This is a genomic window from Ectothiorhodospira shaposhnikovii, from assembly GCF_047222355.1.
Lineage (GTDB): Bacteria > Pseudomonadota > Gammaproteobacteria > Ectothiorhodospirales > Ectothiorhodospiraceae > Ectothiorhodospira.
This window is the reverse complement of record NZ_CP178333.1, coordinates 704,676-719,190: the sequence shown is the minus strand read 5'-3', so window position 1 is coordinate 719,190 and position 14,515 is coordinate 704,676. Positions and strand designations below refer to the sequence as shown.

Annotated in this window: 13 protein-coding genes; 5 read left to right on the top strand and 8 right to left on the bottom strand. The window is 63.5% G+C overall.

Annotated features, from left to right (window positions below):
* From ACLF6L_RS03200 to zapD, 4 genes are read left to right on the top strand one after another with little or no spacing between them, the layout of a single operon-like run.
* Complete coding sequence (locus ACLF6L_RS03200; protein WP_238617412.1) at positions 1-1,209, top strand: type II secretion system F family protein; 1,209 nt, start codon at positions 1-3, stop codon at positions 1,207-1,209.
* A 59-nt stretch (positions 1,210-1,268) separates the two neighbouring features.
* On the top strand, positions 1,269-2,084 hold the full coding sequence (locus ACLF6L_RS03195) for a prepilin peptidase (protein ID WP_238617487.1): 816 nt from the start codon (positions 1,269-1,271) through the stop codon (positions 2,082-2,084).
* 3 nt (positions 2,085-2,087) lie between these two features.
* A complete protein-coding gene (gene coaE, locus ACLF6L_RS03190) occupies positions 2,088-2,687 on the top strand; it encodes a dephospho-CoA kinase (RefSeq protein WP_412852356.1) in 600 nt (199 codons plus the stop codon).
* 45 nt (positions 2,688-2,732) lie between these two features.
* Positions 2,733-3,575: a cell division protein ZapD gene (gene zapD, locus ACLF6L_RS03185; protein ID WP_412852355.1), complete on the top strand. Its 843-nt coding sequence runs from the start codon at positions 2,733-2,735 to the stop codon at positions 3,573-3,575.
* A 25-nt stretch (positions 3,576-3,600) separates the two neighbouring features.
* Here zapD and ACLF6L_RS03180 read toward each other — a convergent pair whose 3' ends face one another.
* The 5 genes from ACLF6L_RS03180 to ACLF6L_RS03160 all read right to left on the bottom strand — a co-directional run bounded on the left by ACLF6L_RS03180 (position 3,601) and on the right by ACLF6L_RS03160 (position 10,113).
* The gene (locus ACLF6L_RS03180) at positions 3,601-4,065 is read right to left on the bottom strand and encodes a hypothetical protein (RefSeq protein ID WP_412852354.1); all 465 of its coding nucleotides are present in this window, start codon (positions 4,063-4,065) and stop codon (positions 3,601-3,603) included.
* A gap of 56 nt (positions 4,066-4,121) precedes the next feature.
* Positions 4,122-5,087 carry a Nudix family hydrolase gene (locus tag ACLF6L_RS03175; protein WP_238617408.1) on the bottom strand — a complete coding sequence of 322 codons (966 nt, stop codon included), beginning with the start codon at positions 5,085-5,087 and terminating at the stop codon, positions 4,122-4,124.
* A 5-nt stretch (positions 5,088-5,092) separates the two neighbouring features.
* On the bottom strand, positions 5,093-6,307 hold the full coding sequence (gene argJ, locus ACLF6L_RS03170; protein WP_238617407.1) for a bifunctional glutamate N-acetyltransferase/amino-acid acetyltransferase ArgJ: 1,215 nt from the start codon (positions 6,305-6,307) through the stop codon (positions 5,093-5,095).
* Between the two features lie 6 nt (positions 6,308-6,313).
* Positions 6,314-9,109, bottom strand: a complete 2,796-nt coding sequence (gene secA / locus ACLF6L_RS03165) for a preprotein translocase subunit SecA (RefSeq protein ID WP_238617406.1) — start codon at positions 9,107-9,109, stop codon at positions 6,314-6,316.
* Positions 9,110-9,195: 86 nt separating this feature from the next.
* The gene (locus ACLF6L_RS03160; RefSeq protein ID WP_238617405.1) at positions 9,196-10,113 is read right to left on the bottom strand and encodes a M23 family metallopeptidase; all 918 of its coding nucleotides are present in this window, start codon (positions 10,111-10,113) and stop codon (positions 9,196-9,198) included.
* A 189-nt stretch (positions 10,114-10,302) separates the two neighbouring features.
* Here ACLF6L_RS03160 and ACLF6L_RS03155 point away from each other — a divergent pair, with 189 nt between their 5' ends.
* The gene (locus tag ACLF6L_RS03155; protein WP_412852353.1) at positions 10,303-10,734 is read left to right on the top strand and encodes a DciA family protein; all 432 of its coding nucleotides are present in this window, start codon (positions 10,303-10,305) and stop codon (positions 10,732-10,734) included.
* Here the strand turns inward: ACLF6L_RS03155 and lpxC are convergent.
* The 3 genes from lpxC to ftsA form a co-directional block, all read right to left on the bottom strand.
* Positions 10,724-11,638, bottom strand: a complete 915-nt coding sequence (gene lpxC / locus ACLF6L_RS03150) for a UDP-3-O-acyl-N-acetylglucosamine deacetylase (RefSeq protein ID WP_238617403.1) — start codon at positions 11,636-11,638, stop codon at positions 10,724-10,726. The genes ACLF6L_RS03155 and lpxC overlap by 11 nt on opposite strands.
* Positions 11,639-11,859: 221 nt before the next feature.
* Complete coding sequence (ftsZ, locus tag ACLF6L_RS03145) at positions 11,860-13,050, bottom strand: cell division protein FtsZ (protein WP_412852352.1); 1,191 nt, start codon at positions 13,048-13,050, stop codon at positions 11,860-11,862.
* Between the two features lie 132 nt (positions 13,051-13,182).
* Complete coding sequence (ftsA, locus tag ACLF6L_RS03140) at positions 13,183-14,418, bottom strand: cell division protein FtsA (RefSeq protein WP_238617401.1); 1,236 nt, start codon at positions 14,416-14,418, stop codon at positions 13,183-13,185.
* Positions 14,419-14,515 lie beyond the last annotated feature (97 nt).

Here is a 14,515-nt window from a genome sequence, read left to right as displayed (position 1 = left end):
ATGGCCGAGACAATGACGGTGTTCGTCTGGGAAGGGGTGGACAAGAAAGGCGTCCGGATCAAGGGCGAGACCACCGCCGCCAACGAAAATCTGGCCAAGGCGGAACTGCGGCGCCAGGGTATCAACCCGCTCAAGGTACGCAAGAAACCCAAGCCGCTGTTCGGCGGCAAGAAGAAGATCACCCCCAAGGACATCGCCATCTTCCTGCGCCAGATGTCCACCATGATGAGCGCCGGCGTGCCCCTGGTGCAGTCCTTCGAGATCGTCGGCCGGGGCCACGAAAATCCCTCCATGCAGGAACTGATCCTACGAATCAAGGCGGACGTGGAAGGGGGTGCCACCTTTGCCAGCGCCCTGGCCAGGCACCCGGCCTACTTCGACGACCTGGTCATCAACCTGGTGGGGGCCGGTGAACAGTCCGGCGCCCTGGAAACCCTGCTGGATCGCATTGCCACCTACAAGGAAAAGACCGAATCCCTCAAGGCCAAGATCAAGAAGGCCATGTTCTATCCCGCCGCCGTGATCGTGGTGGCCTTCATCGTCACCGCCATCCTGCTCATCTTCGTGGTTCCCCAGTTTCAGGACCTGTTCCAGGGCTTTGGCGCAGACCTGCCCGTCTTCACCCAGTTCGTCATCGGTATCTCCGAGTTCTTCCAGAGCTACTGGTGGGCCATCTTCGGCGGTATCGGCGCCGCGGTGTTCGGGTTCACCCAGGCCAAGCAGCGTTCCGCCGCCTTCCGCCGTCAGCTCGACCTGCTCTCCCTGCGCATCCCGGTGGTGGGCGAACTGCTGCGCAAGGCCGCCATTGCCCGCTTTGCCCGGACCCTGTCCACCATGTTCTCCGCCGGTGTCCCCCTGGTGGAAGCGATGGAGTCGGTGGCCGGCGCGACGGGCAACGCCCTCTTTTCCGAAGCGACCCTGCGCATGCGCGACGAAACCGCGGCCGGCACCCAGCTCCAGCAGGCCATGCGGAATTCCGCGGTATTTCCCAACATGGTGGTACAGATGGTGGCCATCGGGGAAGAATCCGGTTCCCTGGACGAAATGCTGGGCAAGGTCGCCGATTTCTATGAAGAGGAAGTGGACAACATGGTCGACGGCCTCTCCAGCCTCATGGAACCCATGATCATGGCCTTCCTGGGCATTGTCGTCGGCGGTCTGGTCATTGCCATGTATCTTCCCATCTTCCAGCTTGGAGCCGTGGTGTGATCGATCTTCTCGCCGCAAGCCCCACCCTGCTGCTCACCCTCACCGGTGTCTTCAGCCTCATGGTGGGCAGCTTTCTCAATGTGGTCATCCACCGCCTGCCGATGATGATGGAACGCCAGTGGCAAAGCGAGGCAAGGGCATGGCTGCAGTCACGGGGAGGCAACCTGGATCATGCCGAAGAGGTCCAGGGACCCTATAACCTGGTCATCCCCCGGTCCGCCTGTCCTGCCTGCGGTCACCGCATCACGGCCCTGGAGAACATCCCGCTCATCAGTTACCTGTTCCTCAGAGGCAAGTGCGCCTCGTGCGGCGCCAGAATCTCTCCCCAGTACCCACTGGTGGAAATGGCCACGGCCCTGCTATCCATGGCCGTGGTCTGGCATTTCGGTGTCACCTGGGTGGCCGCGGCGGCCCTGCTGCTGACCTGGGCCCTGATTGCCCTGACCGTGATCGACCTGCGCACCACCCTGTTGCCGGATGTCATCACCCTGCCCCTGCTGTGGCTGGGACTGGTACTGAATCTGGGAGGGCTGTTCACCGATGCCACCAGCAGCCTGCTGGGGGCCGTCTTCGGTTACCTGAGCCTGTGGCTCGTCTACCATGCCTTCCGATTGCTCACCGGCAAGGAAGGCATGGGCTACGGTGACTTCAAGCTCTTTGCCGCCCTGGGCGCCTGGCTGGGCTGGCAGATGCTCCCCCTGATCATCCTGCTGTCCTCCCTGGTGGGTGCCGTGGTGGGTCTGGTGCTCATCGCCGTGCTGGGACGTGACCGCAATCTGCCCATTCCCTTCGGTCCCTATCTGGCTGCCGCGGGCTGGATTGCCCTGCTCTGGGGCGACACCATCGTACAGACCTACCTCGGCATGCTCGGCTGACCCATGCTCACCATTGGACTGACGGGAGGGATCGGCAGCGGCAAGAGCACCGTGGCGCGCCTGTTCGAAGAGAGAGGCGTCACGGTCATCGATTCGGATATCATTGCCAGGCAGGTCGTGGCGCCCGGCTCGCCCGGGCTGGCTGCACTGGTGGAAGCCTTCGGTCCCGCCATTCTGAAGCAAGACGGGAGCCTGGACCGGGCCGCCATGCGCGATCGGGTATTCCGGAACAGCCAAACCCGTCACAGACTGGAAAGGCTGCTCCACCCTATGATCTGGGCAGCCATGGATCAAGAAAAAACAAAGGCCGGGACGCCCTACTGCATGCTGGTCATACCCTTGCTGGTGGAATCGGGGGCCCGCAACCGGGTCGATCGCGTACTCCTGGTGGACTGTTCCGTATCCAGTCAGCTGGAACGTGCCGGGCGACGTGACGGTGCATCCCCACGGCAGATCCAGGCCATCCTGGATGTCCAGGCCTCCCGGGAACAGCGCCTGGCGGCGGCCGACGATGTCATCGACAACGAGGGATCCGCGGACGCTCTGCCTGCACGGGTGGAAGCGCTGCACCAGCAATACCTCCGGATGGCAGTCGCACACTGATGCCGGATACCGAAGTCACCGGTCTCATCCTACCAAGGTGGTAACATGTTCGTTCATTTCGGCCGCAGATCGGAAAACAATGAATACGTGGTTCACACCCCCCCGGCAGCCGCTGCAGTGAAGGGTTCCATCATCTACGAACAACCCCTGCATGAGCGCATGCGCCTGTTCATGCGTCTTGAAGTGCTGATGCAGCGCTTTGACCACAGCCTTCAGCATGACTCGGGGCCGGATACCCACGGCAGTCTGCTCACCCTGATCGAGATGATGAATCTCACCAATCGGGTGGACGTAAAACGTGAATTGATCAAGGAACTCGAACGACAGATCACCAACCTGAACCGGTTGAGCACCGAACCCGGCGTGGACCAACGCCGACTGAACACGGTGATCGACAAACATCGCCGACTCATAGACGGTATCCATGCCCTCAACGGCCAGCTGGACCAGCAAGTCAAGGGCAACGATTTCTTCAACGGCATCCGCCAGCGAACTGCCATTCCCGGCGGCACCTGTGACTTTGATCTGCCGGCCTATCACTACTGGCTGGCCCGTCCCGCCGGGGAACGGCGACAGCTGCTGCTGGACTGGGCCCAGCCCTTTGCAGACATCCAGGAGGCCGTCAGCGTGATCCTGCAGTTGATCCGCAATGCCGGCGCCCCTCGCCCCATGACGGCGAGCCGGGGCTTTTACGAACAGAACCTGGATACCAACCAACCCTGGCAGATGATCCGCATCACCCTGCCCCTCAACGCCCCCTGTTATCCCGAGATCAGCGCCGGACGTCAGCGTTTCTCGGTGCGGTTCCTGCGTGCCGGTGACCTGAAGTCACGTTCGACCCAGTGCGACGAGGAAATCCCGTTCATGCTGAGCTGCTGCGCACTGTAGCCACCGGACACCCGGGGGCGGCGTGCTATTCCCGCCGCAGCTGCACGGGGACACGCAGTTCATGGATCTGATCCCCCAGACGGACGCGCACCAGCGCCAGCCAGTCCATGCGTCCGGACATGCAGACCGGCAGCACGGATTCTGCCTCCCAGTTCCCCGCCGCCACCGACTGGAATTCAAACCGGTGCAGCCCCATGTCCATGCCGGGCATGATGTAGGACACCTCCAGAGGATCCAGGGAATCACTGCCCTCCAGGTGCAGGACAAATCGCTCCAACGGTGGAATCCGCGCCGGCCCCCGGACCCGAATCGCCTCCCCGTCCACCATCATCAGGCAGCCCCGGTCGTCCAGCTCACAACCGGACGGGGCCTCGATGACCGACATTGCCGGATCTCCTGGCGCCAGCAGGGGCCGCAGCCAGTGTTCTCCGGCCAGGTATCCCAGGCCCAACATCACGGGAATCAGTAACCAACTCCACCAGTGCGCCATGCCTGTATCCTCGTCGCAAAAGGATGATCGCCCCGCCGCTCACCCGGGACCGGAACTCAATCCGCCTCCGTCGCCCCTTGCCACAGCCCCCGGATGCCGGCGATGCCCTGCCCGCCGTGATGCCGCGCCGTGGCGATGTCATCCACCGTCATGCCGCCCAGGGCATAGGCCGGTCGGCCCGCCTGCCGGGCCAGTGCCGCAAATCCCGGCCAGCCCAGCACCGATGCACCCGGGTGGGTACGGGTCGGCGCCACCGGAGATACCAGGACAAAATGGGCACCGAGTCGGGCCGCATGGGCCAACTCGTCACGATGATGCACCGAGGCCCCCACCAGGGTCAGGCGATCCAGCACATCGGGACGCCCCGCCAGGGTGGCCAGACGGCGGGCATTGAGATGGACGCCGTCAGCCCCCAGGGACACGGCCAGTTCGGGGTCCGCGTTCAGCAGGATCCGCACACCTCGGGATCGGCACAACGGAATCACCATCTCGGCCAATGCGGCAAAATCCTCCCGACTCAGGCGTGGCGCGCGCAGCTGCAGCAGCGCCGGGCCGCCGGTCTCAAGACTCCGGCGCAGCCCGTCCAGCAGGGTTTCCGGGCAGCGCAGATCCGGCGTGATCACCAGACGGTCCGGCAGGGTCAGGGCCTGGATGATGGCCCGATTGGCGGCCGGAAACGCCAGGGCATGCAGTTGGTCGGCCGACACCCAGCGCAGCGGCTGCCCTTCCATGCCCCGGGGCTGCCCCTCGAAACGGTCGACCTTCACCACTTCCAGGCAGACCCGTCGGTCAGGATAATCGTGATTCAGAGTGATCAGGGGATGATACCGCAGGGGCGTGATGTCCAGTTCTTCCCGCAGCTCCCGACACAGGGCGTCCGCCAGGGTCTCCCCCGGCTCGATCTTGCCGCCGGGGAATTCCCATAGCCCCCCCTGGTGCACGTGCGCGGGGCGACGGGCGATCAGATACTCATCGCGCGCATTGGTGATGGCGGCCACCGCCACCCGCAGCGGCTCAGCCATGACCCTCAGGAACGGTATTCGGCGTTGATACGCACATAGTCGTAGGAAAAGTCACAGGTGTAGACCTCGGCTTCGGTCACTCCCCGCCCTCCCAGATCGATATGGATGAGGATCTCGGCCCCGGCCATCACCCGGCGCCCCATGGCCTCCTCATATTCGGGCGCCCGACCGCCATCGGCGACAATGCGCACATCGTCCAGATGAATGGTCACCCGGTCCACGTCCAGATCCTTCACACCGGCACGGCCCACCGCGGCCAGGATCCGCCCCCAGTTGGGGTCCGAAGCAAACAGTGCGGTCTTCACCAACGGCGACAGGGCCACGGCAAAGCCCACAAGGCGGGCTTCTTCCGCGTCCCGTGCACCGCTGACCCGTACGGTGATGAACTTGGTGGCGCCTTCACCGTCACGAACGATGGCATGAGCGAGTTGCCGACAGACCCGCAACAGCGCCTGCTCGAACAGGGCCTGGTCCGCCTCCGTCTCCACCGCTACCCCGGAGGCACCAGTGGCGGCCAGCACGCAGGCATCATTGGTGGAGGTATCACCGTCCACGGTGATGGCGTTGAAACTGGCATCGCCGCAACGTATCAGCATGGCCTGCAGCACCGCCTTGTCCACCAGCGCGTCGGTGGCCAGAAAGGCCAGCATGGTGGCCATGTTGGGGTGGATCATGCCGGAACCCTTGGCAATCCCGGTGAGGGTCACCTCGCCACCGGACAGACGCACCGTTTCCGATGCCCCCTTGCCCACCGTATCGGTGGTCATGATGGCGCGCATGGCCCGCATCCATCCCTGTTCATCCAGGGCGGCCACGGCCTCGGGCAGGGCCGTCGAGATCCGGTCCACCGGCAGAGGTTCTCCGATCACGCCGGTGGAAAAGGGCAATACCTGGGCCGCCCTGACGCCGGTGCAGCCAGCCACGGCACCGCAACTCAGGTAAGCGGCTTCCAGACCCTGGGACCCGGTACCGGCATTGGCGTTGCCTGCATTGATCAACAGATATCGGGGGCCGCCCTGGAGCAGGTGTTGCCGGGCCACCTGCACCGGGGCGGCACAGAAGGCATTGCGGGTAAACACGGCGGCACAGGTACTGCCCGCCGCCAGTTCCATCAGCACCAGATCGTCGCGCCCCCGGTAACGGATACCGGCGGCCACGGCGCTGAGCCGAACCCCGGGAACGGGTGCCAGGGAAACGGGTTCACTGAGGTTCACGGCCATCGATCATCACTCCAGTCTGCCGTGGCAGTGCTTGTACTTCTTGCCCGAGCCGCACCAACAGGGATCGTTGCGGCCCAGCTTGGGCCCCTCCCGGCGGTAGGGTTCCTGATCCGGGTCTTCCGGCTTGTCCTCGGCATCGTCCTCGGCGGACAGGGGGCTGTCCGGCTGGTCGTGCTTGAATTCCATGCTGGCCGGCTTGGCACTGCCGCGCGCCTGGGCCTCCAGCGTGGCGACGTCATCCGGTGACTGCACCTGCAGGCGCATGAGCATGGAAATGACGTCATGCTTGATGCGCTCAAGCAGGCTCTCGAACATGGCGAAGGCTTCGCGCTTGTACTCCTGCTTGGGATTGCGCTGGGCGTAACCACGCAGACCGATGCCCTGGCGCAGGTAATCCATGGATGCCAGATGTTCCTTCCAGTGACTGTCCAGCACCTGCAGCATCACATCCTTCTCGATCCGCTGGGTCAGTTCCGGGCCGAGCACGGCCCGCTTGGCATCCAGGGCGCCGCTCACCTCCCCCTGCAGACGCTCGCGCAGGGATTCCTCGTGCAGATCGTCGTCCTTCTCCAGCCAGCCGGCGATGTCCAGCTTGAGACCGAACTCGCTCTCCATGGCCTGGGTCAGGCCGGGGATGTCCCATTGCTCGTCGATGGAGCCGGGAGGAATGTAGCGACTGATGGTCTGATCCACCACATCCTCGCGCACGGCGCGGATGGTGTCGGAGATTTCCTGGGAGTCCAGCAGTTCACGACGCTGCTCATAGACCACCCGACGCTGGTCATTGGCCACGTCGTCGTATTCGAGCAGGTTCTTGCGGATATCGAAGTTGTGCCCTTCCACCTTGCGCTGGGCATTCTCGATGGCCTTGGTCACCCAGGCGTTCTCGATGGCCTCGCCCTCCTGCATGCCCAGCTTCTGCATGATCATCTTCACCCGGTCGGAGGCGAAGATGCGCATGAGCGTGTCTTCCAGGGACAGGAAGAAACGGCTGGAACCGGGATCGCCCTGACGACCGGCACGCCCCCGCAACTGATTGTCGATGCGGCGGGACTCGTGACGCTCCGAACCGATGATGTGCAGGCCGCCCGCCTCCAGCACCTGATCGTGGCGCTTGCGCCACTCGTCGCGGATCTTTTCCACCTGGACCGGATCCGGATTCGGACCCAGGGCCTCCAGCTCCGCCTCCAGGCTGCCGCCCAACACGATGTCGGTACCACGACCTGCCATGTTGGTGGCAATGGTCACCGCGCCGGGACGACCGGCCTGGGCAACGATATGGGCCTCCCGCTCATGCTGCTTGGCATTGAGGACCTCATGACTGATCTTCGCCTTCTTGAGCAGGTCGGACAGGATTTCCGAGGCCTCCACCGAGGCGGTGCCCACCAGGACGGGCTGTCCCCGTTCCCGGCAGTGCTTGACGTCCTCGATGATGGCCTTGTACTTCTCCTTCTGGGTCATGTAGACCAGATCCTGCATGTCGTTGCGGATCATGGGCTTGTTGGTGGGAATCACCACCACTTCCAGGCCGTAGATGTGCTGGAACTCATAGGCCTCGGTGTCGGCGGTCCCGGTCATGCCCGAGAGCTTCTTGTAGAGGCGGAAATAGTTCTGGAAGGTGATCGAGGCCAGGGTCTGGTTCTCGTTCTGGATCGGCACCCCCTCCTTGGCCTCCACGGCCTGATGCAGACCTTCCGACCAGCGCCGGCCGGGCATCACGCGACCGGTGAACTCATCGATGATGAGGACCTGTCTGTCCCGCACCAGGTAATGGACGTCCCGCTGGAAGATGGCATGGGCACGCAGCGCCGCATTGAGATGATGCAGCAGAGGGATGCTGGCGGCATCGTAGAGGGACTGGTCCGCCTTGAGCAGCCCGGCCTCCTTGAGCAGTTGCTCGGCGCGTTCCTGGCCGTCCTCGGACAGGAAGACCTGCTTGACCTTCTCGTCGACGTAATAATCGCCCTCGGATTCTTCCTCTTCCTGACGCCGCAGCGTGGGGACGATGTCCTTCATCCGCTGGTAAAGTTCGGAGTTCTCGCCGGTGGGGCCGGAGATGATCAGGGGGGTACGGGCCTCGTCGATGAGGATGGAGTCCACTTCGTCCACGATGGCATAGGCCAGGTCGCGCTGAACCCGGTCCTCGGCACGAAAGGCCATGTTGTCGCGCAGATAATCGAAGCCGAATTCGTTGTTGGTGCCGTAGGTGATATCGGCGGCATAGGCCTCGCGCCGGGTCACCGGGCGCAGATGAGGATGTCCATCCTCCTCGCCGACATGGTCCGGATCATACAGATAGGAATGCTTGGCGCCCTTGGCGCCGGAGGAATTGATCACCCCCACGCTCAACCCAAGGCCGTGGTAGAGACGCCCCATCCAGGCCGCGTCGCGGCGAGCCAGATAGTCATTGACCGTGATCACATGCACGCCCTTGCCGGGCAAGGCATTCAGATAGGCCGACAGGGTGGCGACCAGGGTCTTGCCCTCCCCGGTACGCATCTCGGCGATGCGACCGTCGTTGAGCACCATGCCGCCGATGAGCTGGACGTCGAAGTGACGCATGCCCATGATACGACGGCCGGCCTCGCGGACCACTGCAAAGGCCTCCGGCAGCAAGTCATCCAGGGATTCCCCCTTGCCGAGGCGGTCACGGAATTCTCCGGTCCTGGCCCTGAGCTGCTCGTCGGAGAGCGCCTTGAGATCGGCTTCCAGTTCGTTGATCCGTCCCACCTGTTTGCCGTATCGCTTGACCAGGCGGTCGTTACGGCTACCGAAGATCTTTCTGACTAGGCTTGTGACCATGAAGGGTTCTGCGCTGAGTTGCTGAACTTGAGGCCCGCCATCATACCCCATCCGCGATGGTGACGCAGTGGGGCACCTCGCGGGACCTAACCCGAGGCGGCAATGAAGCGATGAGGATTGACATGGCGGCCGTCCTTGAGCACTTCGAAATGGACATGCGGACCGGTGGCACGCCCGGTGGATCCCATTCTGGCAATCACCTGTCCCTTGCGAACCGTGTCTCCCACGCTGACCAGCATCTCCTGATTGTGGGCGTAGCGGGTGACATAACCGTTACCGTGATCGATCTCCACCAGTTTGCCGAAGGCATCCCGGCGGTCGGCAAAGATCACAATGCCGCCGGCCACGGCAATGATGTCGGAGCCGGGGCGACCGGCAAAATCCACGCCGCGGTGAAAAACCTGGCGGCCGGTAAAGGGATCGGTGCGAGTGCCGTAGCCCGAGGACATCCAGCCGGACACCACGGGGCGACCGCCCGGTGTCACCTCATCCGCCAACTGCCCCGACAGGATGAGACGGCTCAGCAGCCGCAACTGGGACTCCCGGTCATCCATCTGCCGCGCCAGTTCATCGAGTTGCTGCAGCAGATCGGAAGGAGGCGCTTCGTGAAGCAGCTCTTCAGGCCCCCCCAGGCCGGGCAGGGCACCAAAATCGAACTCGCCGTCTTCCAGGTCGGCCATCTTCACCAGCTTGTTACCCAGGGCTTCCAGACGCATCATCTGGGCCTGGAGCTGGGCCACGCGCTGGGTCAGGGCCTGAATGCCGGCTTCGGCGGTATCCCTGGCATATTCCAGCTGATAGCGCTGCTCCCGCAGTTCCTCGCTCCAGTGCGCGAGGCCGGGGTCCGTGGTGCCATGCAGATGACGACCGGCCTGATAACCGGCCCCCAGGATCAGACCGCCGCAGACCGTGAGGGCGGCCAGGGGCATGGAGAGATGGTACCAGCGTGAGACATGAAAGCGCCGGGAACCCGTCCCCTTGTCTGTCAGGAAGATGATGTTCATGCTGACTCAGCCCGCTTTTTTCTGATCAGGACCCGTGCCGGGTGAAGCCGGCCGCGGGCACGCATCCTTCATGGAAGGCACGATCATAATCCAACCACATACTGTGTGGGAAATCCTCGCTACTCCGATACCGAGGATACGGGTAATCTTGCAGGCATCCCGTCCAGCCGACCAGGAACCCCTCAGCTCATGCGTCGCCCCAGAACCCTGCTGGCCCCCGAACTGTTGCATCGGGCCCGAGAACTGGAGAACCTGACCCAAAGCGTCAGGGATCTGCTGCCACCGGGGCCGCGGGAACACTGCTGGGTGGGCGGCCTGGAGGCCGGGGCACTGATCCTGGTGACGGACACCGGCGCCTGGGCTTCCCAACTGCGTTACCTGCAGCGGGAAATCCTCAAGCAGGTCAAGGCACACCATGGCCTGCAGGCAAAATCCGTCCGTATCCGGGTGCGCCCGGCGATGGGGTCGGTGCGGTCCGAATCCCGAGCTCGTCAGCTCGACCCGCTTTCCCCGCGGGCGCGCAGCGCCCTGTTGGGAGCCGCTCGTGCCGTGGACGACCCGGAGCTGAGTCAGGCCCTGCGCCGCCTGGCGGCGCGCAGCCACGGTCCGGTCAGACCGTAGCCGCCGCGTGAGCGTAGGAGATGGGCAGCGGCTCGCCGCCCTCTTCAAAGGTCACGATCTCGTAGGCATCTTCCAAAGTGATCAACTTGCGGATCAGCTTGTTGTTGAGGGCATGACCGGACTTGTAGCCGGTGAAGGCCCCGATCAGGCTATGGCCCAGCTGATAGACGTCACCGATGGCATCCAGGATCTTGTGCTTGACGAATTCATCCTCGTAGCGCAGACCATCCTCGTTGAGGACCCGGTAATCATCCAGCACCACCGCGTTGTCCAGGCTACCGCCCAGGGCCAGCCGGCGACTGCGCAGGGCCTCGATCTCGCGCATGAAACCAAAGGTGCGGGCCCGGCTGACCTCCTTGACGAAGGAGGTGGTGGAGAAATCCAGTTCCGCCGTCTGGATCCCGCCGCTGAAGATGGGATGCTTGAAATCAATGGAGAAACCCACCTTGAAACCATTGAAGGGCTCCAGCCTTGCCCACTTGTCATCCTCGCGCACTTCCACCGGTTGCCTGATACGGATGAAACGCTTGGGGGCGTTCTGCTCCACGATCCCGGCGGACTGAATCAGGAAGACGAAAGGCCCGGCGCTGCCGTCCATGATCGGCACCTCCGGCGCACTGACATCCACGTAGAGGTTGTCGATGCCCAGCCCGGCCACGGCCGATAGCAGATGCTCCACCGTGGATACACGCACCTCGCCGCTCACCATGGTGGTGGACAGGCAGGTGTCACCCACGTTCTCGGGATGGGCCTTGATCTCCACCACCGGATCCAGGTCGACACGGCGAAACACCACACCGGCGTTCACCGGTGCCGGACGCAGCATCAGATAGATCTTCTCACCGGTATGAAGACCAACGCCGGTGGCGCGGATGGTGTTCTTGAGCGTGCGCTGCTTGATCAACGTGATAGTCCTCTGAACCCGTGACGCACCAGGATGAGTGCATTATGCGTGCCAGACCAGGGGAAACCCTCCCGGAACGCCCCAACGGGGAAAAATAGCCGCACATTATGCCACTGGACGGGTTGACTTGCATGTTTTGATGCAAGGCACGCCCTGAAACGGTGCCGGCTCAGGGCGGCGGAGCACACCGGCGGTGCGCTCCGCCCTGCACCTGCCCATGCTCAGTCAGCCTGCTTGCGCAGGAACGCCGGAATATCCAGATAGTCCATGTTGGGATTGCCGGAGATATCGTAAGCGGCATTGCCCTGCTGCTTGCGCATCACCGCGGGCCGGTCCAGCTTGTCGTAATCCATCATGTCCAACTCATTGCCGTGGCCCTGGGCACCCATGGCCGCCTGGCGGGGCTCGACCAGCTTGACGGCCGGTTTTTCCCGGGTCGGGCGTGCCGCCTGGCCAGGGGTTCCCAGACCGGTGGCCACCAGGGTCACGCGCAGTTCGTCGTTCATCTCCGGATCGATGACGGTGCCCACCACCACGGTGGCATCCTCGGAGGCGAACTCCTTGACCGCCGCGCCCACTTCCTCGAACTCGCCGATGGACATGTCCATGCCGGCGGTCACGTTCACCAGGATGCCCCGGGCACCGGCGATGTTCACATCCTCCAGCAACGGGCTGGAGATGGCCGCCTCGGCAGCCACGCGGGCGCGGTCACCACCGGAGGCGGAACCGGTTCCCATCATGGCCATGCCCATCTCGGACATGACGGTGCGCACGTCGGCAAAGTCGACGTTGATCAGGCCGGGGCGGGTGATGAGTTCGGCAATCCCCTGCACCGCGCCCAGCAGCACGTCGTTGGCGGCCTTGAACGCATCCAGCAGGGTCACGTTCTTGCCCAGCACCGACAAGAGCTTGTCATTGGGAATGGTGATGAGGGAGTCCACGTACTTGGCCAGGTTCTCCATCCCCGACTGCGCCACCTGCATGCGCTTCTTGCCCTCGAAAGGAAAGGGCTTGGTGACCACGGCCACGGTGAGGATGCCCATTTCCTTGGCGATCTGAGCCACCACGGGCGCGGCACCGGTGCCCGTGCCGCCGCCCATGCCGGCGGTGATGAAGACCATGTCGGCACCGTCGATCACTTCCTGGATGCGCTCCCGGTCTTCCAGGGCGGCTTCGCGACCCACCGCCGGGTCGGCGCCGGCGCCCAGACCCTTGGTGATGTGTGAACCCAGTTGCAACAGGGTCTTGGCATCCACCCGCTTGAGTGCCTGGGCGTCCGTGTTGGCCACCACGAAATCCACGCCCTCGATGGAGGCATTGACCATGTGCTGGACTGCATTGCCGCCACCACCGCCGACACCGATCACCTTGATGACCGCGTTCTGGGGATAGGTATCCATGAGCTCAAACATATTCACTACCTCCTGAAAAACCACAATGTTCGTTGAAAGACCGTCATACTTCGAATTCAGACCCGCAGACCCAACCGCCCCTGCTTGTTTAGTTTCCAGTCCCTGCCCAGGACATCGGTACAGTCGCCGATGCTAGAGATTGCCCTGAAACCAGCTCTTCATCCGCCCCCAGACGGATTTCATGCCACCGCCCCTGACCCCTTCCCCCAGGGCCTGGTAGCGGCTCTGATGACCGAACAGCAACAACCCCACCCCGGTGGAATGAATGGGATTCTTCACGGCATCCACCATGCCGGTGACATACTGGGGCAGACCCAGACGCACCGGCATGTGAAAGACCTCCTCGGCCAGTTCCGCGACGCCTTCCATCTTCGACGACCCCCCGGTGAGGACCACGCCCGCCGCCACCATCTCCTCGCAGCCCGAACGGCGCAGCTCCGCCTGCACCAGGGACATGAGCTCCTCGTAGCGCGGCTCCACCACCCCGGCCAGGGTCTGCCGGGACAGACGCCGGGGCGGCCGGTCGCCGACACCGGGCACCTCGATACTTTCCTCGGGATTGGCCAGCTGACGCAGGGCGCAGGCGTACTTGATCTTGATGTCCTCGGCGTACTGGGTGGGGGTACGCAGGGCCACGGCGATATCGTTGGTGACCTGATCACCGGCAATGGGGATCACCGCCGTGTGGCGAATCGCCCCGTCGGTGAAGACGGCGATGTCGGTGGTGCCGCCACCGATGTCCACCAGGCACACCCCCAGTTCCTTTTCGTCCTCGGTGAGGACCGCGTGGCTGGAAGCCAGCTGTTCCAGAATGATGTCATCCACTTCCAGGCCGCAGCGACGGACACATTTGATGATGTTCTGCGCCGCGGACACGGCACCGGTCACCAGGTGGACCTTGGCCTCCAGCCGCACGCCGGACATGCCGATGGGTTCACGAATGCCTTCCTGCTCATCAATGATGAACTCCTGGGGCAGCACATGGAGAATGCGCTGGTCCGCCGGAATGGCTACCGCACGGGCGGCATCGATCACCCGCTCCACGTCCGCCGTGGTCACTTCCTTGTCCTTGATGGCCACCACGCCGGTGGAATTGAGGCTCTTCACATGGCTGCCGGCAATCCCGGTGAAAACCGAGTGAATCTGGCAACCGGCCATCAGCTCGGCCTCCTCGATGGCGCGCTGGATGGATTGCACGGTGGATTCGATGTTGACCACCACACCCTTTTTCAGACCGCGGGACGGGTGGGAACCGATACCGACGATCTCGATTCCCCCCTCGTCATTCACCTCGCCGACGATGGCCTCCACCTTGGAGGTCCCGATATCCAGGCCGACGATCATTCCCTTATCGGATCGCTTAGACATAAGCCTTCATCTCCGCTACCGTGCCGATCAGCGCGACTGAAGCATCCCGTGGCGACCCGATGCATAACGCTGTATTCATGACTCTCATTCGCCTTGC

What these genes read in the sequence shown, in the direction of transcription:
- ACLF6L_RS03200 (WP_238617412.1), top strand. Translation starts at nt 1, where the DNA reads ATGGCCGAGACAATGACGGTGTTCGTCTGGGAAGGGGTGGACAAGAAA.
- ACLF6L_RS03195 (WP_238617487.1), top strand. Translation starts at nt 1,269, where the DNA reads ATGGTGGGCAGCTTTCTCAATGTGGTCATCCACCGCCTGCCGATGATG.
- coaE (WP_412852356.1), top strand. Translation starts at nt 2,088, where the DNA reads ATGCTCACCATTGGACTGACGGGAGGGATCGGCAGCGGCAAGAGCACC.
- zapD (WP_412852355.1), top strand. Translation starts at nt 2,733, where the DNA reads ATGTTCGTTCATTTCGGCCGCAGATCGGAAAACAATGAATACGTGGTT.
- ACLF6L_RS03180 (WP_412852354.1), bottom strand. Translation starts at nt 4,065, where the DNA reads ATGGCGCACTGGTGGAGTTGGTTACTGATTCCCGTGATGTTGGGCCTG.
- ACLF6L_RS03175 (WP_238617408.1), bottom strand. Translation starts at nt 5,087, where the DNA reads ATGGCTGAGCCGCTGCGGGTGGCGGTGGCCGCCATCACCAATGCGCGC.
- argJ (WP_238617407.1), bottom strand. Translation starts at nt 6,307, where the DNA reads ATGGCCGTGAACCTCAGTGAACCCGTTTCCCTGGCACCCGTTCCCGGG.
- secA (WP_238617406.1), bottom strand. Translation starts at nt 9,109, where the DNA reads ATGGTCACAAGCCTAGTCAGAAAGATCTTCGGTAGCCGTAACGACCGC.
- ACLF6L_RS03160 (WP_238617405.1), bottom strand. Translation starts at nt 10,113, where the DNA reads ATGAACATCATCTTCCTGACAGACAAGGGGACGGGTTCCCGGCGCTTT.
- ACLF6L_RS03155 (WP_412852353.1), top strand. Translation starts at nt 10,303, where the DNA reads ATGCGTCGCCCCAGAACCCTGCTGGCCCCCGAACTGTTGCATCGGGCC.
- ftsZ (WP_412852352.1), bottom strand. Translation starts at nt 13,050, where the DNA reads ATGTTTGAGCTCATGGATACCTATCCCCAGAACGCGGTCATCAAGGTG.
- ftsA (WP_238617401.1), bottom strand. Translation starts at nt 14,418, where the DNA reads ATGTCTAAGCGATCCGATAAGGGAATGATCGTCGGCCTGGATATCGGG.